The sequence below is a fragment of the Streptomyces sp. NRRL S-337 genome (assembly GCF_000720175.1).
Classification (GTDB): domain Bacteria; phylum Actinomycetota; class Actinomycetes; order Streptomycetales; family Streptomycetaceae; genus Streptomyces; species Streptomyces siderophoricus.
Window position 1 is genome coordinate 1 of the sequence record NZ_JOIX01000002.1, and the last position, 24779, is coordinate 24779.

General features: G+C 68.6%; 24 protein-coding genes and 2 pseudogenes. 11 read left to right on the plus strand and 15 right to left on the minus strand.

What is annotated here, in order from left to right:
• Window positions 1-709 precede the first annotated feature (709 nt).
• The gene (locus IG62_RS0102205) at window positions 710-1354 is read right to left on the minus strand and encodes a hypothetical protein (protein WP_030796848.1); all 645 of its coding nucleotides are present in this window, start codon (window positions 1352-1354) and stop codon (window positions 710-712) included.
• A gap of 126 nt (window positions 1355-1480) precedes the next feature.
• Between IG62_RS0102205 and IG62_RS0102210 the strand changes: the two genes are divergently transcribed.
• The 4 genes and pseudogenes from IG62_RS0102210 (at window position 1481) to IG62_RS0102225 (ending at window position 4987) form a co-directional block, all read left to right on the plus strand.
• On the plus strand, window positions 1481-1912 hold the full coding sequence (locus IG62_RS0102210) for an Hsp20/alpha crystallin family protein (protein ID WP_030796850.1): 432 nt from the start codon (window positions 1481-1483) through the stop codon (window positions 1910-1912).
• A 100-nt stretch (window positions 1913-2012) separates the two neighbouring features.
• Window positions 2013-2408, plus strand: coding sequence for a DUF2267 domain-containing protein (locus IG62_RS0102215; protein ID WP_030796855.1), 396 nt, complete (start codon window positions 2013-2015; stop codon window positions 2406-2408).
• Between the two features lie 146 nt (window positions 2409-2554).
• Window positions 2555-2862 (plus strand): annotated as a pseudogene (locus tag IG62_RS0102220) (hypothetical protein).
• A gap of 889 nt (window positions 2863-3751) precedes the next feature.
• Window positions 3752-4987: a PP2C family protein-serine/threonine phosphatase gene (locus tag IG62_RS0102225; RefSeq protein WP_030796861.1), complete on the plus strand. Its 1236-nt coding sequence runs from the start codon at window positions 3752-3754 to the stop codon at window positions 4985-4987.
• A gap of 485 nt (window positions 4988-5472) precedes the next feature.
• Here the strand turns inward: IG62_RS0102225 and IG62_RS0102230 are convergent, their stop codons facing one another.
• Complete coding sequence (locus IG62_RS0102230; protein WP_030796863.1) at window positions 5473-6645, minus strand: epoxide hydrolase family protein; 1173 nt, start codon at window positions 6643-6645, stop codon at window positions 5473-5475.
• A 102-nt stretch (window positions 6646-6747) separates the two neighbouring features.
• Here IG62_RS0102230 and IG62_RS0102235 point away from each other — a divergent pair, with 102 nt between their 5' ends.
• Window positions 6748-7323: a CGNR zinc finger domain-containing protein gene (locus IG62_RS0102235; RefSeq protein ID WP_030796864.1), complete on the plus strand. Its 576-nt coding sequence runs from the start codon at window positions 6748-6750 to the stop codon at window positions 7321-7323.
• A 97-nt stretch (window positions 7324-7420) separates the two neighbouring features.
• On the opposite strand, the gene IG62_RS46965 is transcribed toward IG62_RS0102235, so the two are convergent.
• The 7 genes from IG62_RS46965 to IG62_RS44090 form a co-directional block, all read right to left on the minus strand.
• The gene (locus tag IG62_RS46965) at window positions 7421-7573 is read right to left on the minus strand and encodes a hypothetical protein (protein WP_158794944.1); all 153 of its coding nucleotides are present in this window, start codon (window positions 7571-7573) and stop codon (window positions 7421-7423) included.
• Between the two features lie 193 nt (window positions 7574-7766).
• Window positions 7767-8975 (minus strand): cytochrome P450, encoded by a 1209-nt coding sequence (locus IG62_RS0102245; protein WP_030796867.1) that lies wholly within the window; start codon window positions 8973-8975, stop codon window positions 7767-7769.
• A gap of 48 nt (window positions 8976-9023) precedes the next feature.
• Window positions 9024-10397 (minus strand): NAD(P)/FAD-dependent oxidoreductase, encoded by a 1374-nt coding sequence (locus IG62_RS0102250; RefSeq protein WP_030796870.1) that lies wholly within the window; start codon window positions 10395-10397, stop codon window positions 9024-9026.
• Window positions 10387-10596, minus strand: coding sequence for a ferredoxin (locus IG62_RS0102255; RefSeq protein ID WP_030796872.1), 210 nt, complete (start codon window positions 10594-10596; stop codon window positions 10387-10389). Before IG62_RS0102255 ends, IG62_RS0102250 begins: the two co-directional genes overlap by 11 nt.
• A gap of 519 nt (window positions 10597-11115) precedes the next feature.
• Window positions 11116-12795 carry a M48 family metalloprotease gene (locus IG62_RS0102260; RefSeq protein WP_030796875.1) on the minus strand — a complete coding sequence of 560 codons (1680 nt, stop codon included), beginning with the start codon at window positions 12793-12795 and terminating at the stop codon, window positions 11116-11118.
• Entirely contained in the window at window positions 12792-13382 is a 591-nt protein-coding gene (locus IG62_RS43000; protein ID WP_158794945.1) for a hypothetical protein, read from the minus strand. The genes IG62_RS0102260 and IG62_RS43000 overlap by 4 nt, the downstream gene beginning before the upstream one ends.
• A 101-nt stretch (window positions 13383-13483) precedes the next feature.
• Window positions 13484-13687, minus strand: coding sequence for a hypothetical protein (locus tag IG62_RS44090; protein ID WP_324604603.1), 204 nt, complete (start codon window positions 13685-13687; stop codon window positions 13484-13486).
• 164 nt (window positions 13688-13851) lie between these two features.
• On the opposite strand from IG62_RS44090, the gene IG62_RS0102270 reads away from it, so the two are divergent.
• The gene (locus tag IG62_RS0102270; protein WP_030796881.1) at window positions 13852-14286 is read left to right on the plus strand and encodes a hypothetical protein; all 435 of its coding nucleotides are present in this window, start codon (window positions 13852-13854) and stop codon (window positions 14284-14286) included.
• A gap of 145 nt (window positions 14287-14431) precedes the next feature.
• Here the strand turns inward: IG62_RS0102270 and IG62_RS41250 are convergent.
• Window positions 14432-15066, minus strand: a pseudogene (locus IG62_RS41250) (GNAT family N-acetyltransferase).
• Between the two features lie 573 nt (window positions 15067-15639).
• On the opposite strand from IG62_RS41250, the gene IG62_RS0102280 reads away from it, so the two are divergent.
• Window positions 15640-16020, plus strand: coding sequence for a peptidase inhibitor family I36 protein (locus IG62_RS0102280; protein WP_030796883.1), 381 nt, complete (start codon window positions 15640-15642; stop codon window positions 16018-16020).
• Window positions 16021-16577: 557 nt separating this feature from the next.
• Window positions 16578-16781: a hypothetical protein gene (locus tag IG62_RS48250; RefSeq protein WP_078871761.1), complete on the plus strand. Its 204-nt coding sequence runs from the start codon at window positions 16578-16580 to the stop codon at window positions 16779-16781.
• Between the two features lie 254 nt (window positions 16782-17035).
• On the opposite strand, the gene IG62_RS0102290 is transcribed toward IG62_RS48250, so the two are convergent.
• A complete protein-coding gene (locus IG62_RS0102290) occupies window positions 17036-17758 on the minus strand; it encodes a VOC family protein (protein WP_030796884.1) in 723 nt (240 codons plus the stop codon).
• Between the two features lie 384 nt (window positions 17759-18142).
• Window positions 18143-18553 carry a MerR family transcriptional regulator gene (locus IG62_RS0102295; RefSeq protein WP_030796885.1) on the minus strand — a complete coding sequence of 137 codons (411 nt, stop codon included), beginning with the start codon at window positions 18551-18553 and terminating at the stop codon, window positions 18143-18145.
• A 65-nt stretch (window positions 18554-18618) separates the two neighbouring features.
• Here IG62_RS0102295 and IG62_RS0102300 point away from each other — a divergent pair, with 65 nt between their 5' ends.
• Together IG62_RS0102300 and IG62_RS0102305 are read left to right on the plus strand one after the other, a co-directional pair.
• Entirely contained in the window at window positions 18619-19758 is a 1140-nt protein-coding gene (locus IG62_RS0102300; protein WP_051797475.1) for an alkene reductase, read from the plus strand.
• Window positions 19759-19844: 86 nt separating this feature from the next.
• A complete protein-coding gene (locus IG62_RS0102305) occupies window positions 19845-20141 on the plus strand; it encodes a DUF1330 domain-containing protein (RefSeq protein WP_030796888.1) in 297 nt (98 codons plus the stop codon).
• A 118-nt stretch (window positions 20142-20259) separates the two neighbouring features.
• On the opposite strand, the gene dapA is transcribed toward IG62_RS0102305, so the two are convergent.
• The gene (dapA, locus tag IG62_RS0102310) at window positions 20260-21192 is read right to left on the minus strand and encodes a 4-hydroxy-tetrahydrodipicolinate synthase (protein WP_234326200.1); all 933 of its coding nucleotides are present in this window, start codon (window positions 21190-21192) and stop codon (window positions 20260-20262) included.
• Between the two features lie 53 nt (window positions 21193-21245).
• Between dapA and IG62_RS0102315 the strand changes: the two genes are divergently transcribed.
• The gene (locus IG62_RS0102315; RefSeq protein ID WP_030796890.1) at window positions 21246-22151 is read left to right on the plus strand and encodes a LysR family transcriptional regulator; all 906 of its coding nucleotides are present in this window, start codon (window positions 21246-21248) and stop codon (window positions 22149-22151) included.
• A 180-nt stretch (window positions 22152-22331) separates the two neighbouring features.
• Here IG62_RS0102315 and IG62_RS43005 read toward each other — a convergent pair whose 3' ends face one another.
• Both IG62_RS43005 and IG62_RS0102325 read right to left on the minus strand, forming a co-directional pair.
• Window positions 22332-23771 carry a caspase, EACC1-associated type gene (locus IG62_RS43005; RefSeq protein ID WP_078871763.1) on the minus strand — a complete coding sequence of 480 codons (1440 nt, stop codon included), beginning with the start codon at window positions 23769-23771 and terminating at the stop codon, window positions 22332-22334.
• Window positions 23772-24112: 341 nt separating this feature from the next.
• Complete coding sequence (locus tag IG62_RS0102325; RefSeq protein WP_030796893.1) at window positions 24113-24610, minus strand: DUF1877 family protein; 498 nt, start codon at window positions 24608-24610, stop codon at window positions 24113-24115.
• Window positions 24611-24779 lie beyond the last annotated feature (169 nt).

Here is a 24779-nt window from a genome sequence, read left to right on the forward strand (position 1 = left end):
ATAGACCTCTTCTTTCGGGGACGCGTCGAGGGGCCCGAGTGCCGTATTGGCACCCGGGCCCCGAGCTTTCAACACCATCTACCGGCTGACTGCGCCGGCCTTCTTGTTCCGCTGGTCCGCCTGGGAGGGCGGAGGTGCGGGGATCGCGGTTGCGTGACCGGGGACCACCTTCCAATCCGGGGCCTGCGGTACCCGGGCGGTGTCCTGCTTCGCCCGGGCGATCCTGATGGCGTCTGCTCCTTACCTCATTTGGTTACTCGTTACTCGGTTGTACTACTGGATACCGCGGGTACTGCATGCGGCCCCTGGGGCCGCTCGGCCCGGCAGCCAGTGAAGGAACCCACCAATTCCGGCCCCGCCACTCCACTGCCGTTCCGCATCCTGCTTGACCTGCTTGCACGGCAGTTGCTGAGGGCCAGCCCGGCGGTCACACGCTGAGCCCGCCACCACAACGGCCCCGGAGCGGGTTTGAGCGCACAACGCATGAACAGCAGGCGATCCCCAGCACGGCAGGCTCCGGAGCCCTGGCGCCCTTGAAGGCGGCGACAGACCCACCGGCATCCCTCGCACCCGCAACGTCGCCCGCGCTCTCGCTGACAGCCTCGACTCGGCCCTCCCCCCGACTCGGCCCTGCCCTCCCAACCGCGGAAACGCTGGCCCTGACGGTCTCCGAACTCGCTGCCACCGCCCTGTGCCACGGCGGCGGCCACTACCTCCTCGGTTCAGGGGGTGTGAGGCTGTCAAGTCGTGCTGCGAGGTCGGGGTGGGTGGTGGTCAGGTGGGGGCGGGTGGCGTTGAGGGGGCGGACGAGCTCGGCGGGGTCGTCGTGGGCAAGGGCCGCGTGGAGCTGGCTGAGCGGGAAGCTGGCCGCAGTGGGCAGGTCGGTGAGGGCGGTGATCTGACCGGCGATGCTGCGCAGAACGGCTGCATTGCGGCGGGCCCAGGTGGCGGTGGTGCGTTCGGCAGCGCGGCGTTCGCGGATGGCCTGGACGCGTTGTTCGCCGGTGGTTCCGGCGGGGCCGGGCCGGTTGCGCAGGTAGCGGCGTTCGGCGGCTTGGCGGCTGGCGACGCCGAGGGGGTGAGCGAGGTCGGCCCAGCTGGCACCCGCGTGGCGGGCGGTTTCGATCAGGCCGGTTTCCCATCCGGCGAGTTGCTCACGTACCTGCCGCAGCAGCAGAAGCGAGGCCAGGGCCTGCTCCGGGCCGACGTCTTGAGCCTCGGCAGTGCCGGGCGCGTTGTGCCGAGCGGCATGCAGGGCGTCGTCTATGGCTTGAAGGGCTGCCGCGGCGGCGAGGAACGACGCGGGACTCTGCGCGTCGGCGCTGGACGATGCCGGCTGGTCGGCTGGGGTCATGGGCACCTCCCTCAGGGTCATCCTTTAGATGACGTAATATTTGTCATCCACTGGACGACATGATACAACGGTTTCAGTGAGGCGCATTGGCAGCAACTGCCCCGGACCTCCTGGAGGTGTTTTCCGATGTTGATGCGCACTGACCCCTTCCGTGAGCTCGACCGGCTGGCGCAGCAGCTGGTGGGCCCGGGTACCTGGTCACGGCCGTCCCCGATGCCGATGGACGCCTACCGCGAGGGTGACCAGTACGTGGTGGCCTTCGACCTCCCCGGCGTCAGCGCGGACGCGATCGACATTGATGTCGAACGGAACATGCTGACCGTCAAGGCCGAGCGCCGGCCCGTGGCGAAGTCCGACGACGCGCAGATAGAGCTGTCGGAACGGCCGCAGGGCGTCTTCTCCCGCCAGATCGTGCTGGCCGACACGCTGGACACCGAGCGCATCCAGGCCGACTACGACGCAGGCGTGCTCACCCTGCGTATCCCGATCACCGAGCGCGCCAAGCCCCGCAAGATCGGCATCGGCGTCGGATCCGGCCGCACGGAGATCTCCGGCTGACCAGGACAGACGAGGGCTGAACAGCGGCGGAGGACGGGTGTCTGATCTCCCCCTCGCCCGTCCTCCGCGCCCGTGAACCGAGGAAGGGGTGGCGGCCGCCGTGACTGTGCTACGTGAAGCGTTTCTCGACCATGTGAAGGAACGCGGCGAGTACGAGACCTTGCAGGAGGCCGAACGCGCGGCCCGCGTGGTGCTCGCCCTGCTGGGCGCACACCTGGTGGGCGAGGTACGCGCCCAGCTGGCGGCGCGTCTGCCGGAAGGCTTCGCCCTGATCCTCCTCAACCCGCTGCAGAGCGCCGAGCCGCTGCCACCTGAGCGGTTCGTGCGGGCGACGGCGGCCTGGATCGAGGGCGCGACTGAACAGACCGCGGCTTGGGACGTCAGCGCCGTCCTCAGTACCGTCGCCGACGCCGCCGGCGACGACCTCCTGAAGGAGATCCTGCTCCAGCTTCCCGCGGGCTACGACCTGCTCTTCGGCCACCCCCAGCCCATCTGACCGCCCACTCGTCCGCCCGGTGACCGTACACCGACCACCACGACTCGGTGACAGCGGTGCCAGCGGTGCCAGCCAGGCAATCACCGCGGTGATGTCTGACCAGAGCGCACCGCTCACTCCAGCCCTGCGACAGGGCGTACGAGCAGATGCTGGAGCAGGGCCGATCCGTTACCACGGCGCCTACCCAACCCTCGAGAAGGCCGAGGAAGCCGTCCGCCTCGTCCACGCGGGACTGGGACGCCGACTGACCGGCGACGAACGCGTCGAACTGACCGCCCGCACCGGCGCCTCACTGGCCACCAACCGCTGGGGCACCGGCTCCGACACCGGCTCCGTCTTCTCGGCCGTTGCGGCCTGCGCCGGCCCCGCCGCCCTCCTCACCCGCATCCTTCAACAGCTCCCCTCCGGCTACGCGCTGCTGTTCGGCCGCGCCGAACTCACCTCCGCGGCGTAGACGGCGACGTGCGCGCTCAGGGCGGGCGCGACCGCCCCGCCGCTGCCCTTGCCGGGCGCGCCCGGGGCCCGCGGGGTGCCCACGGCGCCTGGCGCCCGGGCCCGCGAGGTGACCACCATCGCCTGCCCGTCCGCCGCACCGACGAACCGGCAGGCGTGGCCAAGCACATCAGGTGCTGGGAAAGAACTCCCCCGCGGGCTGCGCGGTGTCGAGCGCGGTGCCCACGTCGGCGCCTCAGTAGCCGACCGGCCCGTCGGTGCCGAGCTCCGGAAGCTCCTGGAGGGCATGCAGGGTCGCCAGGTACTCGGGCACGGTGAGCTCCGCCAGGTGGGCGTTGTAGCGGACGACGATCGGGCCTTCCGGCTCACCTGCCGCCCTCGCCCGGAGGGTTCGGCGATTTACGCCTAGTCGTACGCCGTTTTTGCCTCGTCGTACGCCGTGCGCGGCCGGCCGCCGTGACCAGGCGCGTCAACGACGCGACGTGGAGGCCGCAGCCGGTCACCAGGAGGCGGGCCCGACCGCCCGACGCCGGGTGGCCTCGTGGAGCAGTCATCACGACGGGCCATCGCCATCCTCCCCACCGGCATTCAGCCCGCCCCTGCTCGCTCACCCCAGGACAGATTGCCGGCACAGCTCGTGGCCGATTCCTGCGCGAGCCATGACAGCACCCCGGAGGATCAAGGACAGGCTGCCCACATCGCCCAGTGCGCCCCGCCGCAGGGCTGAGCCACAGGCCGCCGAGCTTGGGCCGGCTGGGCTGCCTCGCAAGCCGTTGGGGCGCAAGATTACGGCCCACGTCGTCCTAGCAGGCGGGTGAGCGGGACGGACCGTAGCGTGAAAGGGCCGGGCTGGGCGGGCCGGGGCCGGGGGCGCAGAAGGGACGGTGGCCATGGCGGGCATGGATTACGCAGCGCTGTTCGCCGCCACCCCGAGCCCGTATCTGGTGCTGGGAACGGATCTGGTGATCGTGGAGGTCAACCAGGCCTACCTCGACGCGACCGGCCGGACGCGGGAAGACCTGATCGGGAGATACGTCTTCGATGCCTTCCCGGACAACCCGGACGACCCCGAAGCCGACGGGGTACGGAACCTGAGTGCCTCGCTGCACCGCGTCCTGACCACGGGCGAGCCCGACCCGATGGCACTGCAGAAGTACGACATCCCCATCATGGGCCGGCCGGGGGTGTTTGAGGAGCGGTGGTGGTCCCCGGTCAACACGCCGATCCTTGCCACGGACGGCTCGGTGGAGTGGATCATCCACCGGGTGGAGGACGTGACGGCGTTCGTCCAAGCTCGCACCGGTGCCCGGCCGCCGACCGAGCAGCTGACCGAACGCGAAGCGTTGGAGGCCGAGCTGTACGCGCGGGCCCGGGAGCTGCAGCGGCTGAACGAGGAGCTCCGGCGGGCCCACGCCCGCGAGCGCCAGGTGGCCGTCACCTTGCAGGAGGGCATGCTCCAGGTACCCGACCTGGCCCGGCACCCAAACGTCGCCGTGCGCTATCTGCCCGCAGCCGGATCGCTGAACGTGTGCGGCGACTGGTATGACGTGGCAGACCTGACCGACGGCCGCTTCTCGTTGGCGGTGGGCGACGTCGTCGGTCACGGCCTGGAGGCCGCCGCCGTCATGGGAATGCTCCGCAGCGCACTGAGCGCGGCCATCCGCGCCCTGGAGCGGCCGGCCCAGGCGCTGGAGGTACTGGGGCTGTACGCCCGCTCGGTCGACGGCGCGCTGAACACCACCGCCGTCAAAGCACTGGTCGACCCCACAAGCTGCCTGATCATCTACAGCAACGCCGGCCACCCGCCCCCGATCCTGCTACGCGCCGACGGCGCCTGCGAGCTGCTGGACCAGGCCACCGACCCGCCCCTGGGCGTTCGCCCCCTACACGTCCCCCGTCCCCAGGCCACGGCCACCTACAGCACCGGCGACACCCTCGTGCTCTACACCGACGGCCTGATCGAACGCCGCGACGAAGACATCGACACCGGCCTGGCCCGGCTGGTAAATACCCTCAGCCAGTCCAGCCAGCTCACCCCGGAGCACATGGCCGACACCGTCCTGGCCCGCCTCGGCCTGGCCGGCGGCGGCCGCGACGACATCGCACTGATCATCGCCCGGCTGTGATCCAGCGCCCCTCCTCACCCAAGATCGCCATCCCGGGTGAGCGCGGAGATCTTCGGTGGTCTTCTCATTCCGCCGCCGTCGAGCAGATCGGCAGGTCTTGCAGCAACTGCAGCAACTGCAGGTGGCTGCGTAGCTCTCAACGGGTTCTGGTCCACTTCTTGTGGTCGCTTGCGTTGAGTGGATGCCGATCTTCGTGTCGCGGTGTGTTGGAGAGTCACTGCGCACGCCTGTGCATGATCAATCAAGATGACTTCCGCTGCCACTCGCTGTCTTCGGTGAATCCTGCGGACGGCGGGAAGGCGCCGTTGTTCGCTTCCAGCGACGCGTTCCCATCCGGCCTTCGCAGTTGAGAGTGCAGTCGGGGGTGCTGGCGGGTAGGCGTCGAGGTCTACCATCCGAAAGACCTCGACAACTCGGCCTGGAAGCCGTCGGGCAACGCCTTGAGCCGGACCAGGCGATGATCGAGCGCCGGCACCAAGCCGCGTTCACCGATTGGCGGCCAGCACTGCCGCGAGGCCCTCTTGTAGGTCTTTGACGAAATACTCGGGAACCTCCAGCGACGGAAAATGTCCCCCGATTTCGGGCGACCGCCATCGGACGATCTGTCGGTACCGCTCCTGCGCCCAGGGGCGCGGACACTTCTCGATGTCGCGGGGATACATGGTGACTGCTGACGGGACGTCGACCCGAAGTTCGGGGTCGAGCGAGTTGTGGCTTTCGTAGTAAATGCGGGCCGCCGATGCGCCGGTCCGGGTCAGCCAATACAGGGTGACGTCGTCGAGAATGCGGTCTCTGGAAATCCTCTCGAACGGGCTGTCCTCGGTGTCCGACCACTCGGCGAACTTGTCGAAGATCCAGGCGAGAAGCCCGATCGGGGAGTCGACGAGCGAGTAGCCGATGGTCTGCGGTCGGGTTGCCTGCTGTTTCGCGTACGCCGCGCGGTGGCGCCAGAAATGGCGGGTTTCCTCGGCCCACTTGCGCTCGACCGCCGTCAGCCCGTCCGTTGTCAACCCGGGCGGTGCCTCCGCGAACGTTGTGTGGATGCCGAGAACGTGCGCCGGGAACCTGCCGCCGATGACCGTGGTGATATTGCCTCCCCAGTCGCCGCCGTGGGCTGCGAACTTGCTGTATCCGAGCCGTCCCATGAGTTCCACCCATGCGGCCGCGATCTTTTCGGTTCCCCACCCGGTGGTGGCCGGCTTGTCGCTGTAACCAAAGCCTGGTAGCGACGGGACCACGACGTGGAACGCCGGCGCGTCAGCATCTTTCGGATCTGCCAGCTCGTCCACTACATCGATGAATTCAGCAATGCTGCCCGGCCAGCCGTGCGTCAAGATCAGAGGAGTGGCGTCCGCGCGCGCGGATCGGCGGTGCAGGAAGTGGATTCCCAGATCGTCAATGGTCATGCGGAACTGGCCGATCTGGTTGAGCCGCGCTTCGAACGACCGCCAGTTGTACCCGGTGCGCCAGTAGTTCACGACATCGACGAGGTCGGCGAGCGGAACGCCCTGCTCCCAACGGAGAGGGCCGGGCGCGGCGCGATGAACGGTCTCGGCCTCGGGCAGTCGCGCCGCGGCCAGTCGCGCGCGCAGATCGTCGAGGTCGGCGTCAGTTGCGTGGGCTTCAAATGCTTGCACGTCGCTGGTCGGTCGGGGCATGAGACCTCCTGGCCATCGTGGAGCCGGCTACGACCTGCCGCGAACCGGCTAAGACGGTTCTAGCAGCCTCCAGGCCGCGCTGCAACCAGCTAAGGTGGTTCCATGCGTGCTGTCTTCCCTGACTTCCGCCTCGGCAACGTGCTGGCGACCAGCTTCACGGGGACTCTGTCGGAGCGTCACGGCGACGCTGTGGAGCGCATTCCCGTGCCGCACCGACTCGTCGACTGGCTGACAGTGAGCGGTCTCGCCGTGGAGTCCTGCACCCCTGCCCAGCTCGACCTCGCCCGGGAACTGAGGGAGTCGATTCACGCCGCCGCGACAGCGGCCGCGATCCAGGACGCTCTCCCCGCATCTGCTGTCCAAGTCATCAATGACTGCAGCACTCAGGGTCGGGCCGCGGCCATCCTGACGCCCGAGGGTAAGCGGCGATGGCGGCTCAGCTCGGCTTCCTGCGTGGAAGATGCCCTCAGCGTGATCGCCGCCGACGCGATCAGCATCATCGCGGGCGAACGAGACGGAAAATTGGCCTTGTGTGCCTCACCAACCTGCCGAGCCGCCTTCTTCGACACCAGCCAAAGCCGCACCCGCAAATGGTGCGACATGAACACGTGCGGCAACCGTCAGAAGAAAGCGCGTTTCAATGCCAACCACCGCAAAAACCCTAGATCAGCGGAGTGATCGGGTACATCCAAGCGGGCCTCACTCCTGCGAAACATCTGTCGCGTTGGGTGCACCCCAACGGCACCACTAAGAGCCATCCGCGACTTGCTGCCCCTCACCGCCGATCGGCCGCACCTGCGTTGAAGAGCAGTTCGCCGGTGTTCACCGCCTGTGCGTACCCGGACCTGCGGGGATCGTCGGCCCCGGGCACCTGCACATGCCGCACGATGGTCTCGCCCCGCGGCGGCCGGGTGTTCCTGACGGTCACTGGGCATGCCTGGTTTCCGACCAGTGGGGTGGGGTCGGATGCCCGGCCCGTGCGGGGGAAACGAAGCTCGTGAGCGAACCGTTCGTCCCCGGCCGAACTGTTATCGACCGTGCCGCGTCGTCGGCCACCCTGCCGCGTCGTCGGCCACCCACCTGCCGGCGCGGACAGGCAGGTTCACAGACCGACGGCTTGCTCAGTGCGGGACGGGTACCTTCAGGTCGACCGGCAGGTGGCGGGGACCGCGGAGCATGGCGTTCTGCCGGTACGGGGGCGGGTCCTGGCCCAGGCGGGCGGTGCCGAGGTACGGGACCAGCGCGCGCAGTGCGGACTCGGCCTCGATGCGGGCCAGGGGGCCGCCGTAGCAGAGATGGATGCCGCTGCCGAAGCCGAAGTGCTCGTTGTCCGGGCGGGTGGGATCGAACCGGTCGGGCTCGTGGAACCGCATCGGGTCACGGTTGCCTGAAGCCAACACCAGTACCACGGGCGTGCCCCGGGCGATCGTGGTGCCGGTGACCTCGATGTCGTCGAGCGGAATGCGCTGCCGCATGTGGACCGGCGGTTCGTAGCGCAGCAGTTCCTCCACCACCCGCGGCATCAGGCCGGGCTCGCGCCGCAGCTGGTCCAGGTGCTCGGGATGGCGCAGCAGGGTGAGCACCCCGTTGGCGATGAGGTTGACCGTGGTCTCGTGTCCCGCGATGAGCAACAGCACGGCGGTTGACGCGAGTTCCTCCTGGGTGAGCCGCAGGTCGGGGTCCGGCTCGTTGACGAAGTCGGACAGCATGTCGCCGGTCGGATGGCCACGGCGCTGTTCGGCGAGGTCGACCAGGTACCCGCCCATCTCCATCCGCGCCTGATCGCCCACCCGGGCCAGCTCGGTGGAGTCGTCTTCCGGCCGCATGTCGGCGGATGCGACCAGGGCGTCGGACCATTCCCGGAACCGCGGCTCGTCCTCGCGCGGCACGCCGAGCAGCCGGCAGATGACGGTGACGGGCAGCGGGTAGGCGAAATCATCGACGATGTCGACCTGGCGCCCCGCCTGGAAGGACCCCATCAACTCTTTGGTGATCTCGTCGATCTCGCCGCGCATGGCATCGACCCGGCCCGGACTGTGCGGCGGGCCGAACGGTCGCATGGCCAGGGTGCGCAGCCGGTGGTGCTCGGGATCGTCGAGCCGTAGGAAGGGCGGCTTGTGGGTCATCTCGCTCTCGCCGCGGGAGCGGGGATCGGCGCTCATGCGCGGGTCGTGGAGCAGGGTGGCGATCTCGTGATACGTGCCGATCAGATAGCTGCCGTCGCTCTGCCGCACCGCAGGACCGGCGCTGCGGAGTTCCGCGTACAGCGGGTAGGGATTGGGACGACTGGCGTAGTCGGTGATCCGTGCCAGCAGGGTCTGGGAGTCCAGGGTGCCGGAGTCCATGGGGGCGCTCCTCGGGGTGGGGCGGGGCGTAGCTCAGCGCGCGGGCTGCACCACGGTCAGTCGGCGATCGGGCAGGTATCCGGTGAGTGCCACGGTGGGCCCGTGGGAGAGCAGCTTCGGGTCCGGCACGTCGGAAGGGATCGGGATGTCGGCCGCGAGCGCACGGTCCGCCGCACCGGACGGGGGCGGGAACGGAGCGGCCGTCTCGATCAGGTGCCGGTAGTAGTCGAGCGACTTGGCCATGTCGACGGTGACCGCGGCGGTGGTCCGCCCCTGGTAGCCGTAGGCCATCACCAGCCGGCGCGCCTCCAGGGAGCCCTGGGCGATGACTACGTGGTCGGAGAAGGTGGGCACGCCCACCGACTTGATGTTGAATCCGAACTGGGTCGACCAGAACGTCGGGATGGCGAGGTGCGGGCGCTGCAGTGGACCCGGGTTGACCATGTTGTGGGCCGCCACATCGGCCTGGGCGACCGCGTTGCCCCAGTGCTCCAGGGAGAGCATCTGGTAGCCGAACAGCGGGTGGGGGAAGCGGGACACATCGCCGGCCACGAAGACGTCGTCGGTGACGATCCCGTACATGGTGAAGGCCCGGCAGCCGGCGTCGCAGGCGATCCCGCGCGGGCCTGCGGCCAGCCCGCACTCCGCGAGCCACTCCACGTTCCGCACGGCGCCCAGCGCCACGACGCACACGTCCGCCTCGACGCGACTGCCGTCGGACAGGTCCGCACCGGTGAACTGGCCATTCCCGTCCCCGCGCAGGGTGGTCACCGTGACCCCGCACCGCAGGTCCACGCCGTGATTGCGCTGCATGACGGCGGCGAGCTTCGACAGGGTGCCGCCGAGCGCGCCCACCAGGGGCGCGGGCCCGCGTTCGGCGACCGTGACCTCCAGCCCGCGCTCGCGGCAGGCCGAGGCGATCTCCGAGCCGGTGAAGCCGCCACCGATCACCAGCACCCGCTGCGGCCCGGCGGCCAGTCGCTCGGCCAAGCTCCCGGCTTCGTCCCTGGTACGCAGCGTGAACACCCCGTCCAGGGCGGCCTCCTCCGGCTTCGGCCAGGGCCGCGCACGGGTTCCGGTGGCGATCAGCACCCGGTCGTACGGCAGTGCCTCGCCGTTCTCCAGCTGCACCCGCTTCGCGAGGGGGTCCAGCCCGGTGGCCCGCACTCCCAGCCGCCAGTCGGCGTCCGGGTCGCACCGCATCGGCAGTCCGGTGGTGTCCGCCGCTGCCTGGCCCAGGAGTACCTGTTTCGACAGTGGCGGCCGGTCGTAGGGCGGATGGGGCTCGTCCCCGACCACGGTCAGTGAGCCGGTGAAGCCCTCCGTACGCAGCGCCTCCGCGGCCCGCAGTCCGGCCAGCGACGCGCCGACGATGACGATGCGGCCGTCCTTGAGGTCACCGGACACCGGCGCTCACCTCCTCGCCCAGGAGGATCGCCTGTACCGGGCAGGCCGCCGCGGCCTGGCGCACCCGTTCGACCTGGTCGTCGGGGACGGCCGTGGCGTACAGCAACCCCTCTTCCCCGTGCAGCTGGAACACGTCCGGCGCGAGGAACACGCACTGCGCATAGCCCTGGCAGCGCGTGAGGTCCACAACGGTCTGCATGCTCACCACTTCTTCCGTCGCCTGAACCCCCTCTTCTCCAGCATGGGACGAGTCCGGGTTGCCCGCACGGGCTCGCTGGGCGGCCCGCGGGCGACGGGCGACGGGCGACGGCTGCGATGATGTGGCCCGTCACGGCGCCCGTCGCCGCGCTGTGCTCGCGCACCCTCACCGTGCACCGGGCCCGGCCAGCCCGGCCGCGGCCCCGGTGCCTGGCGAGATGCCGCGCACAGATCGGTCCGATGCCGCGCTACGCCCCGTACCCAGGCCCCTCGCGCCATGTGCGGGCCGGGGCCACCACCACGGGGCCTTCTGCCGCCTCACGATCAACCGGAACGACTGGGGGCGAACTGGAACGCCATGCCCAGCGCAGGAATACCGCAACCAGGCTACTGATCAGGCCGAAGGTTAATGGGAACTGGACCTGGTCGCCGTTCGGCAGGGCTGACAGCCCCTGGGCCGACGGGCATCCCTTCGGCTCGGCGGGTGGGGCCGTGCGCCAAGCATGCACTCCCCCGCCGATCACGGAGTGCGCCCCGGCGGCCGGCCGCCCCGCGGGATCCTGTCGGTGACCGGTGCGGCGAAACGGGCGGCCAGCGGGACGCCCAGGGCGATGAGAATTGCCGCCACCAGCACCGGTCCAGGTCCGATGAGCCCGGTCACCGCCTTGGCGACGTCCCGCTCCGGCACGATCGTCACACACCGATAGACCTTGGTCGAGCAAGCGGTCAGGACGCTCTGAAGGGCCACTCCCCACACCCAGACACCGGCCATCAGCCACCCGCCAAGCAGGCACGCCGGCACGACGGCCAACTTCAGGAACCGGGGCATGCGTTGCGCCTCGGGATCGCCCCGGTACCACTGCGCCCCGACGACCGTGAGCCAGCCGCACAGCAGCACGGCCGCGACGACCAGCACGGCGAGGAACGACGGCGACAGCGGCATGCCGGAGAGACCGAAGCCGGCCACCCGCGTGTAGAGGGCGAGCCAACCGCCCGCCACCACGCCCACGGCCACGATCAGGCCGGTGAGCGCCGACCGGCCGAGCCGGGCCGGACCTGCCCCGTACCACTGGTGACGCCACAGCGTGAACCCCACGAACAGCGTCAAACCCAACCCGACGAGCACCCCGCACAGAATCATCGTGAAGACCCCGCTCTCGGGTCCGTAGAACCGCAGCAGCATGTCCTGGAGCGTCGGCAGCAGCACACCGGCGACGGTCGCACCGAGGAACACCCGCCCCGGCGAGGAGGCCAGCACCCGGCCCGGTGTCCTGGCCACGCCCAGCCGTTCGTGGCCCAGTGGGTGGTGGCGCAGCCAGGACCGCAACCGGGCCGCGCCCGTTCCGTCCGCCCGGCCGCTGTCCGCGCCGAGGGCGGCGAGCAGTCCGTCGCGGTCGGACAGTCCGGCGTGCAGGTCGGCATGGTGTTCGCGGACCCGCAGGTAGGCGCGGGCGATCAGCTCGCCGAGCAGAGTGAGCAGGAGGGCCCGGAGCAGGGTGACCGCCAGCGCGCCCGGCGTGGCGTTGCGGTTGAGCACGTCCAGGGTCATGGCGAAGGCGATGAAGGCCCCGGCTAAGAGGTTGGAGGGGCGGAACACCGTCAGCACCTGGTATGTCTGCAGGTCCCTGCCGCGCAGATGCGCCAGCTCGTGCCGGACCACCGTCTCGAAGATCCGCCGGCCGTGGTCGCCCTTCTCGCGCAGCACCAGCAGTTCCGGGCCGAGCATCAGCAAGGGCCGACGTTGCTGACCGGTGACGTATGCACCCGACGCCAGCCGCCGGTCCACCATCACCACCGGCTTTCCACTCAGTCGGGCCTCCCGGATGAGGCTCCCCACCGCCTCTGCGGCACCGTGGAACGGGGTCTCGGCCAGCGGCGTGGAACGCCGTTGCCGGAGCCAGTTGGTGCTCGCCCCGATCACGAGCCCGGGCGTGAGCAGCATCAGAAGGTAGTTCACCGAGCCGCTGACCATCGCGCCGGCATCCCTGGGACAGTCCAGGGGCGAGCCCGTGCACAGCTCCGTCACGGGTGCCTGCAACGTGGCCATCCACAGGGCGAAGAACAGGTCCTGGGCCAGGACCGTGACGACCAGCAGGAGCAGCATCAGCGACAGATCGGAGGGGAACGCTCCGATGTCGAGGGAACCGGAAGGGCCCGACGGGCCCGGCGGGTACGAAGGGCGCGGGGCAGAGGGCTTCATCGCGTCGGCTCCTCATCCCCGTCGGGTCTCAACAGCGCCAGTTCGCCGACCACGGCATCGGCGAGCACTCCGGCCTGGTCCGCCGGCATCCCGAGCGCCACCGCCTTTGCCTGCACCGACGCCCGTACGCTGGTCAGTTGCTCCGTGCTCAGCGCCGCGACGGCCACCGCCACCTCCTCGGTCTCCGCCCGGCGCCGCACCCGCTGGGGCAGCCGGTCGAGCAGGGCCCGGGTCAGGCGCATACTGCGGTTCTTGATCTCGTCGGCGGCGCCTCCCGCCACCGCGGTCAGCGCCCAACCGCTGACCAGCACCCCCACCGGGGTGACTGCCCCCACCATCTCGTCCAGGCCACTGCCCAACGGCGTGTCCCGCAGCCTCGACGTACGGGCGCGCGGCCGGGAGAGCAGCGCGAAGGCCGGCAACTCCTCGGGCGCGACCCGGGCCACCACCCGCCGGGCGAACTCATCGCGCGAGACACGGACGAGGTGGGTGTCGGCGTCGATGTTGGTCGTGGTTTCGATGTCGGCCGCGGTCCTGGTCTCGGCGTCGGTCCGTACGTCCGGTCTGTGCTCGGAGTGCTGTGGCACCACGTTGCCCCCTCACCGTTCATCCCTGCGTGGCGACCAAATGCCCTCAGTATGGAGGCAGTTGGCGGAACATTGAGGGGTGGAGCGGGCACAGAACCAGATCACGGCCCGGAGGGCCAGTCGGAACTCCGGCAATGACCGTAGGACTCTTGTGGCTGAAGGGGCTGCTGGCTGCCATCGATGTCGTATGTGCCACCGGTGAGCGCGTTGTTGACCATGAGGTGGACGGCGAGCGCGGCGACGTCCGCCGGGCCGACGAAGCCGTCGGATGGGAAACGCGGTGCGCAGTTCCTCGCGTCGGGCATCGAGCTGATACCGAACGGGGCCTGTGGGCGTGCGGTGGGACGACGAGGTCGCCCGCGCGGCAATGACCGGTTCTCGCCTGTCCGGGATCAGCTGCTACTGCGAGGCTCATGGCTCGCAGTAGCACCCATGCCGCATAAATGACCCTTTATGGGAAGGAACCCTCATGCGTGCCAGACTCACCACGGCTGCCGTGTCGCTCGCCGTCGCCCTGGGTGGCATCACCCTCGCCCCTGCCGCCCAGGCAGCGACGGCGCACCGGCCTTCCGTGGCACCGCTTGTCCGGGCGGCGGCCGCCGACTTCAACGTGGGGGGTTTCTGGACCATCTACCAGAGCAACTCGGCCAACGCGACGCTCTCCGTGGCTCAGGACGCCCAAGGCAACCTCACCGGCACAGCCAGGACGGGAAGTTCGACGACGGGCACCATTGAGCAAGGGTTTGTGGACGGCACCTCCATCTACTTCGTCATCGCCTGGAGCGACGGCGCAAGGGGCCGCTACATCGGCTCCCGCGGCTCCGACGGCCGCCTCAGCGGAGTCACCACCGACCTGGCCCATCCCACCAGTCAGGCCACGTGGTACACCACCTGGACATTCTGACCTGACGTTCACGGGAGCGTTGCGGAACCGCTTGCCCTGTTGTAGACGGGCCCGAGGTGGTCAATGATGCGGTGTCAATGATGCGGTCCGCTGCCGCATGCGAGATACCGATGAGCTGGGCCTCGGCTGCCGGAGTGTCAGTGTGTCAGGTTCGTCCGCCAGCACGCGGCGACCAGCAGAGCTCGGTCCTCCGCCTGCCGGCTCCATGGCCAGGCCCCTCCGGAGGGGATCTGCGCCCTCGCGCCGCAAAATGGAGGTCCGTGTCCCCGCCCCACGGCCGCGCCTCGCCGATCTTGCGGTATCCCCACGCCCGGTATGCGGCCGACGCCGCCTTGCTCGCCGGGTGGACGTTCAGTAGCACCCGCTCGGCCCCGATGGCGTTGCGCAGCGTCTTGTGCAGACGCTGCGCAACACCCTGTCCGCGCCACGGTCCGCGCACGGCGAGTTCCATGAGCCCGAAGGTGCGGTGCCCGTCCTCGCGCCGCATGTCGTCGGGCACCGGCTCGGTCAGTTCGTCCCACCACACCGTGTCGGGCCCGAGCGAGTAGCCGTACGCCATGCCGATCGCCTCGCCGTCCTCGGTGCGGGCCAAAGCAGCGGGAAAGGTCCGGTTGCGAGCCTGTACGGGGAAGCGGCGGAAGGCGGCGGCGACATCGTCCTCCGTCTCGTGTAAGGAGGCTCGGCGAACGCTTCGGCGTAGATCATCTTGAACACATTCTCGGCCCGCACAGCGGCTGATCCATCCATGCGCTTTATCGCGATGGTCCCTTGCTGCCTCATGTGGTGTCCCCTCGAACGGTCACGCAAATGTGCTCGCCGCGCACTCGCGGCCGAAATGTTCACGGCTTACGACAGCGCAGGCCTGTGTGCGCGACTACAGCATGCTCGGGGAGTTCGGGCCGGACTCTGGGTTCAGCGGTAGGCAGCGAGAAAGGCGGCAACGCCAGTAGTGGTGTGGTGCTGGAGGTCCTTATGCGTGTGCCGGGGATTGCCCTGGAACGCCATCGCCTGGCCAAGCGTCTTTCAGCCCGACCTCGCTCATGGCAGCCCACCAACCCCACCAGTCAGCCAACTAACAACAACACTGCTGAGAGGCAGGAATACCAGCCAGGGCACTGGCCTCTTTCTCCCAGCCGGCGGAAAGGGTGACCAAACCAAAGACATGCGGTGGTTATCGCAGCGGCACAGAATGCCCCGGCCTACACGGGCAGTTCACCCACACAGGTGGTTCTCCATTTCTGTTCGCGTGCGTACCTTCCTCTTTGGGTAGACCGGTGGCGCGCTGCAGGGCCGGGCATACCGACCCGGCTGTCCTGCCGCGTGGCATCGCCAACTCGTAGTGGAGGTCTCATCATGCGCCGCATTCGCTCGTTCACCGTCACCGCTGCCGCTTTGGCCGCCGTATTCGGCTTAGTGCCCACCGCGACGGCCGTCTCCTCGGCCCCTGCCCATGCGGCGTCCTACCGCTGTACCCCCGGATACTTCTGCATCTACAGCAACTGGAACGGTGGCGGCACCCGTTGCCAGTGGTCGCAGAGGTCGAAGGCCAACACCGCCGACGACTGTTCCTTCATCCGCAGGGGACAGAACGTGCGCTCCCTTTGGAACGGAACCGGACACCGGGTGCAGTACTACACGCAAACCAACTACCACGGCCGCGTCGGGTCCACCCACGCCGGAGCGGGCGGCAACCTGCAGGGCAACTACCAGATCCGTTCCTTCAAGCCCCAGTAGACAGCTGACGAAGATCGACAGCTGGCAATCAGGGTCCGGGGCCCCTGCGCAGCAAAACCCGGATGTGCGCATTCACGGCGCAACCTCAGTCGGCATGCGCATCGGATCGCGGACCCTACAGCCGCGGCGGCTACTCTTCGGCTCCGTCTCAGACATCTGCACGCCGGGCGGGAAGTCGCCGCGCCGGCTGGGAACTCGGCTGTGTATCTACCCCGACGGGTTGGTGACCTTCCCTTCGGGCGACTGCCGAGGGAAGGCGCGGCGGTAGTCGGCAGGGGAGATGGCGATGTGCCCGCGCGAACAGCGTCACCTCTGCTCTCGCTCCCCTCACGCTCAGCCAGTGGCGCGACTCACCAGCAGTGCCAAGGCCAGGCCACCGCCCCCATCGCGGTCCTCAACGAATGACTATGGGGTGTGGGCAGCCGTCCGGCATCATGGATGCCATGGACACACCGAGCACGGACTGGATCACCATCGTCGCGTACGAAAACCTCCCAGGGCGTCTCCCGCCGATGGCAGCGGCACGCGCTTGACTGCGCGACCGCGGCATCGACTGGATGCCCTTCGACCCTCATGAAATCCGGTGGGGCTTGGCCTGCGGCATCGGCCCTGACGGCCACTGGCACGGCTGGTTCGATGTCCGCGTCCGCGCCAACGCGCTCCGGCGGCTCGGACTCCACCCCGACCAGCCCACCGCCAACGTCACTGGCTCATCTCCGCCCGGATGGTGGCATGCCGCAGCAGAGCGCAACGCTCACTAGCACCTCAGAGCCCTTACCGCTGGCCGCCGCCTCGATCCGGTGCCAGAAGGAGACCCCGCGGGCGCAGGCGCAGGACGCCGTGCAGGGCTGATGCGGAAAAGGTCTCTTGCCCGGTGAGGGGAAGAGACCTTTGTGAGGCGACCAGGCCCGCGGTCGGTCCGGTGGGTGGGACGGGCCGGCCCACGCGGGCTCACGCCTGCACGTCGCCGGCCCCACGCCCGCCCATGAAGCACAGTCCACCCGACAACAGCCAGCTACCGGGGCCTCTGTACGGAGAACTCGTTGCCGTCGGGGTCGAGCATCAGCGCCCGGCTGCCGTCGCCCTCACCGGTGTCGGTGCGCGTCGCGCCCAGCGAGATCAGGCGGTCGATCTCCGCCTCCCAGTCGGCGTCGGCGGGGACCGCCAGCTCCAGGTATAGCCTGTTCGTACCCGTCTTCGGTGCCACCGGAGGACCACCCCACGTGATCTTCGTACCGCCGTTCGGCGATTGGATCGCCGTCTCCTGGTCCTGGTCCCAGACCAGCGGCCACCGCAGGGCCTCGCTCCAGAAATAACCGACCTCCTGCGTACCGTCGCAGGCCAGCGCTCCGATGAAGCCGGTGTCGGCGAGGAACTTGTTGCCGGCCTCGATGACGCAGAACTCGTTGCCGTCTGGATCGGCGAGCACCACATGTCCCTGTTCCGGTAGTTGGCCCACGTCGATGTGTTTCCCGCCGAGCTCCAGGGCCCTGGCCACCGTCTGCTGCTGGTCCTCCGGAGAGGTGCTCGTCAAGTCGAAGTGCGCGCGGTTCTGACCGATCTTCGGCTCCTGGCTCGGCAGGAAACGAATGCGGAACCCGGCGGCATCAGGGGGCAGGATCGCGACGTTGTCGTCCGGACCATCGGCCAACTCCCAACCCAGGACCCCGGACCAGAACCGCGCCAGGCTCGACGGCCGGGTCGCATTGAAGCAGATCGCGAACAGTTGACTGGTCATACCCCGTGCATCTCCGATCCACTGACGGCCGATACGGCTCCTCGCCCTTGCCGCGAGCGCAGCCTAGGGTGGCAGTGCAGCACCCGCATCCGAGTTTCCGTCGCGGGGGAACCCCCGCTCCAGGGCGAGCGGTCGTCGGAGGAGGCGCAACACGGCCGTCGACCGGCGGCCGCGTACCAGCTCGGGAACGGGACGGGACCGTGCCGTGACGGGCAGCAATGCCTGGTCCTGGTGTTGGGGCTCGTTGAAATCCCCACCCCTTGCTCAGAGGCTCCCCGGACGTGCTCACCTTCATCCCCCACCTGCCGGGCATCTACCGGGGTTGAGGTTGACTGTCGTATGGGTCGTGGCCTCGGCGGCGCCGCGTGGCCTCTTTCGATTGCTCTATCCGTCGTTGGCCCCGACCGTGTCGGCGCGAGAGATGACGGAGGCGTGTACTCCGGCCGAGGCTGTGGCGATGACTTCGTCCAGGACGTCGCGGGAGCGGAGCAGGTCCGTAATCAGTCGATCGATGCGACCCCGTTCTGCAGTGAGTTCGTTGACCAGCCGTGGCGTGGCAATCTCGTTCGGGGCCCCGTCCGTGTCCCGCATGCAGGGGAGCAGCCGCGCGATCTTCTTGCTGTTCAGCCCGGCGGCGTAGAGGGCTTGGATGCGGATGACCCGGTCGACCGCCCACTCACCGTAATGCCGTTGGCCACCCGGGGTACGCTCGGCTCTCAGCAGCCCCTGCGCCTCGTAATAACGCAGCGAACGCTCGCTCACGCCACTGCGCCGAGCCAGTTCACCGATCCGCATTCCCCACCTCGCATGCCAACCCGGGACTTGAACCTGACACCAGTGTCAGGTTCTACCGTACCGGCATGACGAACACACCGGCCGACTCCGGCCTCTTTGAGCCCGCCGTCCTCGGCGCCCTGCCTCTGCCGAACCGTTTGGTGATGGCGCCCATGACCCGCAACCGCGCGACAGCCGCGGGCATCCCGCGACCGATCATGGCCGACTACTACGCCCAGCGTGCCTCAGCGGGGCTGATCATCGCCGAGGCATCCACACCGAACGCCGTCGGACAGACCTACCCCAACATCACCGCGATCTACAACGATGAACATGTGGCCGGATGGCGACACGTCACCGACGCCGTGCGCGCCGCGGGCGGCCGGATGTTCCTGCAGCTGCAGCACGGCGGCCGGATCGGTCACCCCGACACCAGCGGGCTGACGCCGGTTGCGCCCTCGCCCATTCCGCTCCCGGAGACGATCTACACCCCCAGCGGGCACCAGAACGCCGTCGTGCCCCGTCAGATGACGATCGACGAGATCCACACCACCGTGGCCGACTTCGCTGCTGCCGCACGCAACGCCATCGACGCCGGCTTCGCCGGAGTGGAGGTGCATGCCGCCAACGGCTATCTCCTGCATCAGTTCCTGGCGCAGGGAACCAACCACCGCACCGACGCCTACGGTGGATCGGTGGCTCACCGCATTCGGTTCACCGTCGAGGTGGTCCAGGCCGTCGCCGACGCGATCGGCCCCGAGCGGGTAGGCGTGCGGTTCGCACCCGGACTCACCGTCAACGGCATAAACGAGGGCGATACCAATGAGATTTACCCGGCGCTCATCGCCGCCCTGGCCGATACCGGTCTTGCCTATCTGCACGTGGTCTTCGCGGATCCGGAGCAGCCGCTCTTCCAGGAGATCCGTAAGACCTGGCCAGGCACGCTGATCGCCAACCCGGTCCTCGGGTCGGGGAAGCCGTTGCCGGTCGACGGAGGAAAGAACGAGAGCGAGCGGCTTCTTGGCGCCGGAGCCGACCTGATCTCACTCGGCCGTCCGTTCCTCGCCAACCCCGACCTCGTGGAACGACTGCGCATCGGAGCGCCGATCAATCAGGTGCAAGACCAGGGCCTGATGTACACGGGCGGTGAGACCGGATACACCGACTATCCCCTGCTGGCCGCCGCCCGGCACCGAGCTGAGACGCTCGAACCCGTCGGACAGTGACGACTGCGAGCCAGGGCCGCCCACACTGTCGGCCGCCCCTCTGCCGCCTCCCCGACCCTCTTGACGTGCCTGGCAGCATGGCTGGCATGGCTGCTTACGTGATTTCTGAGGTTGACGTGCTGGACGAGGAACTGGCCGACGTCTACCGGGAGTTGGCGGAGGCTTCCATCCGACGCTACGGCGGTCGCTATATCGTCCGTGGTGCTGTACCCGAAGCCCTGGAGGGTACCTGGTCCTCGTCTCAGCGGGTGGTCGTCGTCGAGTTCCCGGATGCGGATCGGGCCAAGGAGTGGTACGCGTCGTCTGAGTATGCGGACGCGCTTGAGGTCCGGAAGACAGCCCTGGAACGGCGGCTCCTTCTTGTTGACGGGATTCCTGAGTAGCGGTCGCGATCGCCCGATGTCGAACGTACTTCGAAGGCATGGGAAGACCGCAGGACGTCGTCCGGCAGGTCATCGCTTCCCGTAGTGCAAACAGCCAGGACGTCCGCGAAAATCTTGTTCAGTGAGCTGCCCCTGCGGGAGTGCGGCTGCCGGCCAGGAGGGCCGCTCGGCGGACCGAGCTGGTGGAGGCGGCCAGCAGGGGCATCCGGACGGCCGGGCTGGGAATGCGTCCCTGGGCGTGCAGCACTCCCTTGATGACTGTCGGGTTCGGCTCGGCGAAGAGCGCAGCGGACAACCGGGCCAACTCGGCGCCCAGCCTGCGGGCGGGTGCGCCGGAGCCGCGGCGCCACAACGAGATCAGTTCGGCGTAGTCGGCAGTACGGAGATTGGCCGAGGCGAGAATTCCACCGTGCGCGCCCGCCGCGACGAGGGGTGATATGACGACGTCGTCGCCGCCGAGCACGGCGAAGCCTTGCGGCGCGCAACCGAGCAACTCGACCGTGGTCGCATCGATCGCGCCGGTCGCGTGCTTGACCCCGGCGACCTCTGGTAGGCGGCCAAGTGCCGCAAGCGTGTCGGCGCTGAGAGTCTGCCCGGTGCGGTAGGGGATGTCGTACACGATCAGCGGTATGCCGCCGTGTTCGGCCAACGCGGTGAAATGCGCCCGTGTCCCCGCTTCACCGGGGCGGATGTAGGGCGGCGTGGGAACCAGTGCCGCGGCTACATCGCCTCTGGTCGCCAGCGCGCGCAGCGACTCGATGGCGGTGGCGGTGTCATTGGTGCCGACCCCGACGATCAGCGGGGCGCCGTGTTCCCGGCAGGCGGCTGAGCAGACTTGCACCACGGTCTGCTTCTCCTCCGCGGTCAATGTGGCTGCTTCCGCGGTGGTGCCGAGGGCGACGAGCCCGGAGGCACCCGCGGACAGCGCCTCGTCGGCGAGTCGGGCCAGCGCGTCGGGCGCCAAGCGCAGATCGTCGGTGAACGGAGTCACCAGGGGGACGTACAGGCCGGTGAATTTCGGGTCGGTCTTCATGGTCCCACCCTTGCTCATGCCGATCCTGTAGGTCCATTGCCGATTTCTGCCGTAATACCTAAGCTGAACTTATGCTCGATGTTCGTCGTCTCTACCTGCTTCGCGAGTTGGACCGGCGGGGCACGATCGCCGCCGTGGCCGAGGCGCTGACCTTCACCGCATCGGCCGTCTCCCAGCAGCTGAGCGTGTTGGAACGCGAGGCAGGCGTGGCCTTGCTGGAACGCAGCGGCAGGCGTGTGGTCCTCACGCCCGCCGGCCGCTCCCTCGTCGCACACGCCGATGCCGTGCTGGAACGCCTGGAACTGGCGGTCGCCGAACTCGCCAACGCGCGGGAGGGCATCGGCGGGTCGCTGCGCATCGGGACCTTCCCCTCCGGTGGCCACACCATCGTTCCCGCCGCGCTGGCCGAGCTGGCCCGACGGCATCCCGCGCTGGAACCGATGGTGCAAGAGATCGACTCGGCGCGTGTCTCCGACGGCTTGCGAGCCGGCGAACTCGACGTGGCCCTGGTCCACGACTACGACTTCGTACCCGCGTCACCAGACACCACCGTGGACGAGGTGCCCCTGCTGGAGGAACCCATGTACCTCGCCACCAACACCGCAATCCAGAGCGCCGGCCGCGGCAATACGCTGGCAGAGCTGCTCGGCCCCTGCGCCGAGGCCCCATGGATCACGGCACGAGACGGCACCACCGGTCACGCCATGGCGGTACGCGCCTGCCAGGCGGCCGGATTCCAGCCGAGAATCCACCACCAGGTCAACGATTTCCGCACAGCACTGTCCTTGGCCGCAATCGGGCAAGGTGCCGGACTTGTCCCGGAAATGGCCACTGCACATCCCCCCGCGGGCGTGGTGTTGACCAAGTTGCCGTTGTTCCGTCGGTCGAGGGTCGCCTTTCGCGCGGGCGGCGGTACACATCCGGCGAAAGCCGCATTCGTGGCCGCGGCAAGAACAGCGGTGGACCAGAGGCAATGACGTTCGCCCCAGGCGTCGGCGTGGGCGAGGACCCGGGCGCGGCGGCATGGCGACGACGGCAGCCACCCCGGTCAGTAGTGGCGCCGCCACACTTTGCTGATGTCCGAGATGACAGGGATGGAAGCCTTCTCACTCTTCTCCGCGTTCCAGATGTCTCAGGAAACATCGAGCGCCCGGAGGTCACGGACAAGAGTTGTTTCCCTTGGCGCGGCGCGGCAGGCGCACGGTGAACTCAGCTCCCCCCTCGGCGCGGTTGGCGGCCCGGATATCGCCGCCCATCAAACGTGCGGTGGCTTGGGCGATGGACAGCCCCAGTCCGCTTCCCTCGGACCGTGGGCGGCGACTCCCCGCCTTGAAGAAGCGGTCGAAGACATAGGGAAGTGCCTCCTCCGGGATGCCACCGCCACTGTCCGCCACTTCGATGAAGAGCTCTCGGGGCCTTGGTGTGCCAGTCACCACCACGGGTGCGCCGCCGTGCCGTAACGCGTTGTCGATCACGCTGGCGAGGATGATGCCCAGACGCCATGGGTCGAGCTCGGCAGGCATGGGGCGCGGCATGTCCAGCGTGACCAAGCCAGTCCAGTTGCGGGCTTCCAGGCAGGCCTCCACCTCCTGGGCGACGTCCACTTCCCTGGTGGCCAGCCGCACGGTGCCGGAGTCGAGTCTCGCCAGGTCCATCATCTTGTCAACCAAGTCGTTCAACCGCCGGGTCTCACCGACAACCAGTTGTACCGCTGGCTGGAGCGTGGGATCGAGCCGGCCGGCTTTTTCCTCCAGCACCTCGGACACGGCCGAGAGGGCGGTCAGCGGTGTGCGCAGCTCATGAGCCATATCGGCCACGAACCGTCGCATGGTCGCTTCGGGGGGCTCCGTGGCAGCAGTTGTTCGCGGCTGGTAGGCGGAATTCAGTACGAAAGGCACGGTGCCCAGGGCATTGCGGTCCCGGCACTGCGGCTCCGGTCGTTCGGCCGCGCACAGTGACGAGCGCACCTTCTCGTAGATCTCGTTGAGGGTCAGCGACTCACCGGCTCCTGGCACACCGTGGTGCAGCAAAGTCACGAGCTCGCCGGTAAAAGCCGTGTAGAACTCGCCTGGTGGTGCCAAGGCGAGCGCGTTCTCCGCTGCCGCGGCCAGCAGATACGTCCCGTCGATCTCGGCGAGGCCAAGCCCTTCCGACATGGCGCCGAGCATGCGCCCGCTGTAGCAGCAGTCCAGAACCACGACACGTCGCGCTGCCCGGCTCGCCTCGAAGGGGCGTCTGATCCATTGGTAGGGCACGGCCGAGTCGTAGACCTCCTGCGCATGGCTGTCGTGCAGGGCCAGATACAGCTCACCGGTTGCGGGGTCGATCAGCCCATGACCGGCGTAGTAGAAGATCAGCGCGTCGGTCGCCTCGCGGGCAGCGTCCTTGATCGCCTGAGATACCTCACGGGGCCCGTGCGGGTCATGCAGAACGGTGCAGTGGGCGGCGGGGAGACCCCATACGGCCTCAGAAGCGAACACCTCCTGCATCGCGGCCACGTTGGCGGTGACGGCCGGCAGTGCAGCCAGATGCGCGTAGCTGCTCGCACCCACCAGCACCACTCGGGAGCGGTCAGGATCCGGAAGCCCTGTCACCACCCGCCTTGCTCCTCCGGCCGGTCGCCGAGGGCGGTGCGCAGCAGTCGCTCGGCCTCATCCGCTGACATGCCACATCGCAACTGCGTCTGTAGAAAGCCTCAACCGCATCGGGTCCCCTCTCCCCAATGACCGTGCTGCACCGCCCACCTGCGCTGGTCCCTCCTCTCCTCTCCCCTCCCCTCCGCATGGGTACACGGGGTCGGGCGCGGGGGCCCGAAGAGAGACAGGCCCCGATGAGGCCAGCCGCTCGACGGCGCTCGTGAAGGGGCTGCTCTGCGAATAGCCGAAAGAGGCCTGTCAGGCCCCTCAACGAATGGCTGTGGCCGGCACCTGACGATGTCTCAGGCCCACACCGCTTTGACCACGCCATGGTCTGCTGCAGCCGCCCGCGCGTAGAACCCTTGGAGGTCCCTGTGATGGTCGAGGAACTCCTGCCTGGCCTCTGCCTCGTCCCGGCCCCAGCCGGCGAGCTTGGCCCTGGCGATGTTCCACAGCTCGTCGAAAGAGACCCTCGCGAGGAAGTCTGCGGCCTGTGACACCCCAGGCGGCTCCAGAATCATCAGGGGTGGGTTGGAGAGGTCGGCGTCCATGCTGTGTGCCACGGGGCGGCCGCCGTAGATCGGCAGCGTCCAGGGCTCGTCGGCATCTGCATCGAGGACTTCGGCTGCGGCGTAGAGGTCATTTACTGAGCTCCAGACCTTGTCGATCGAGTCGGCGATGCCCGCTGCGTACTCGTCGGGGTGGTTCTCCCATGCCTTCCACATGAACGCCGCAAGCCAGGTGTGGTCGTCCCGGATCTCGGCTTCCGCGACGGCGCGCAGGTGCAGGTGGATGCTCACGGCGACGAGTCCTCCAGTTCGGCGGCCCGCCTGTCGGGCCGAACGGACAGAAGCTACTCGACGGCACTGACAGCGAGACGTCCTCTCCTGGTACGGGATCCCAGGCGCTGCCAAGACACCCTCCGCGGTCGAGGCACCGGCAGGCCCGAAGAGCCTCGTCAAGGCCACG

What these genes read in the sequence shown, in the direction of transcription:
- IG62_RS0102290 (WP_030796884.1), bottom strand. Translation starts at nt 17,758, where the DNA reads ATGACCAGTCAACTGTTCGCGATCTGCTTCAATGCGACCCGGCCGTCG.
- IG62_RS0102205 (WP_030796848.1), bottom strand. Translation starts at nt 1,354, where the DNA reads ATGACCCCAGCCGACCAGCCGGCATCGTCCAGCGCCGACGCGCAGAGT.
- IG62_RS0102295 (WP_030796885.1), bottom strand. Translation starts at nt 18,553, where the DNA reads ATGCGGATCGGTGAACTGGCTCGGCGCAGTGGCGTGAGCGAGCGTTCG.
- IG62_RS0102255 (WP_030796872.1), bottom strand. Translation starts at nt 10,596, where the DNA reads ATGCAGACCGTTGTGGACCTCACGCGCTGCCAGGGCTATGCGCAGTGC.
- dapA (WP_234326200.1), bottom strand. Translation starts at nt 21,192, where the DNA reads ATGAGCAAGGGTGGGACCATGAAGACCGACCCGAAATTCACCGGCCTG.
- IG62_RS0102300 (WP_051797475.1), top strand. Translation starts at nt 18,619, where the DNA reads ATGACGAACACACCGGCCGACTCCGGCCTCTTTGAGCCCGCCGTCCTC.
- IG62_RS0102260 (WP_030796875.1), bottom strand. Translation starts at nt 12,795, where the DNA reads ATGAAGCCCTCTGCCCCGCGCCCTTCGTACCCGCCGGGCCCGTCGGGC.
- IG62_RS44090 (WP_324604603.1), bottom strand. Translation starts at nt 13,687, where the DNA reads ATGCCCGACGCGAGGAACTGCGCACCGCGTTTCCCATCCGACGGCTTC.
- IG62_RS0102270 (WP_030796881.1), top strand. Translation starts at nt 13,852, where the DNA reads ATGCGTGCCAGACTCACCACGGCTGCCGTGTCGCTCGCCGTCGCCCTG.
- IG62_RS0102235 (WP_030796864.1), top strand. Translation starts at nt 6,748, where the DNA reads ATGCGTGCTGTCTTCCCTGACTTCCGCCTCGGCAACGTGCTGGCGACC.
- IG62_RS0102210 (WP_030796850.1), top strand. Translation starts at nt 1,481, where the DNA reads ATGTTGATGCGCACTGACCCCTTCCGTGAGCTCGACCGGCTGGCGCAG.
- IG62_RS0102305 (WP_030796888.1), top strand. Translation starts at nt 19,845, where the DNA reads ATGGCTGCTTACGTGATTTCTGAGGTTGACGTGCTGGACGAGGAACTG.
- IG62_RS0102230 (WP_030796863.1), bottom strand. Translation starts at nt 6,645, where the DNA reads ATGCCCCGACCGACCAGCGACGTGCAAGCATTTGAAGCCCACGCAACT.
- IG62_RS0102315 (WP_030796890.1), top strand. Translation starts at nt 21,246, where the DNA reads ATGCTCGATGTTCGTCGTCTCTACCTGCTTCGCGAGTTGGACCGGCGG.
- IG62_RS0102280 (WP_030796883.1), top strand. Translation starts at nt 15,640, where the DNA reads ATGCGCCGCATTCGCTCGTTCACCGTCACCGCTGCCGCTTTGGCCGCC.
- IG62_RS0102225 (WP_030796861.1), top strand. Translation starts at nt 3,752, where the DNA reads ATGGCGGGCATGGATTACGCAGCGCTGTTCGCCGCCACCCCGAGCCCG.
- IG62_RS48250 (WP_078871761.1), top strand. Translation starts at nt 16,578, where the DNA reads ATGCCCTTCGACCCTCATGAAATCCGGTGGGGCTTGGCCTGCGGCATC.